Below are 797 nucleotides of genomic sequence, written 5' to 3' on the forward strand. Positions count from 1 at the left end.
ATGAAAGATTTAACAGCGATGCTATCATTAGTGGTACAATTACCACCATCACAACGTCCTGAAAAAGAAGAAGAACTAAAAATATACTTGCAAAATTTCCAAAAAGAAATGGAAGTAGTAGAGCGAGACATTCGTGATTCCATTGATCACGATTTGAATGTAAAGATGAGAGCAGCGACTGAGAAGTTTAAGAATAAATAGAAAAAACCGCCTTAAAAGTTGAATGTTTCGGCTTTTAGGCGGTTTTTTGTGAATTTGAGGAAGTTGATAATTTTAAAAATTGTATGGGAGAAGTTACATTTGTATCACAATCAGAAATGGCAGCGAAAAGAACATATTATTTGATGAAGGAAATATACATTAAAGTACAAATAGCTGAATGAGATTTTTTGTATGATTTGTAAAAATATGATGTTAAAATATATAAAGGGATGTAGAGTCAGAAAAGTACAATATACATAATAATTGAATAGTATATAAGTATTCCCATGTAGAAAGTGAATGATTACATGATTAATAGTATGCAATTGTTGTATGTAGTGGCTTCTTATTTATTTGGAAACATATTGACCGCTTATATAGTAACAAAATGGAGACATAACGTTGATATTCGTGATGAAGGAAGCGGAAATCCTGGTGCAAGAAATATGGGGCGAGTATATGGAAAAGGGTATTTTGTCGCTACATTTATAGGTGATGCGATCAAAGGTGCAATTGTAGTTTATATAGCAAAATACCTTTTTGAAGATGCTACATTCGTAATGCTGGCATTATTGGCCGTTATCATTGGACATATT

1 protein-coding gene and 1 pseudogene are annotated in these 797 nt (G+C 31.9%); both read left to right on the plus strand.

Translation table 11 applies throughout. The features are described 5' to 3' along the window. Positions 1-201 (plus strand): annotated as a pseudogene (locus AC1DTM_RS29695) (DUF3974 domain-containing protein); the annotation flags it as partial. 308 nt (positions 202-509) lie between these two features. Further along, the coding region (locus AC1DTM_RS29700) for a glycerol-3-phosphate acyltransferase (protein ID WP_477001613.1) at positions 510-797 on the plus strand (288 nt) is incomplete at its 3' end.

The sequence above is a fragment of the Bacillus sp. P4_D3 genome (genome assembly GCF_056401855.1).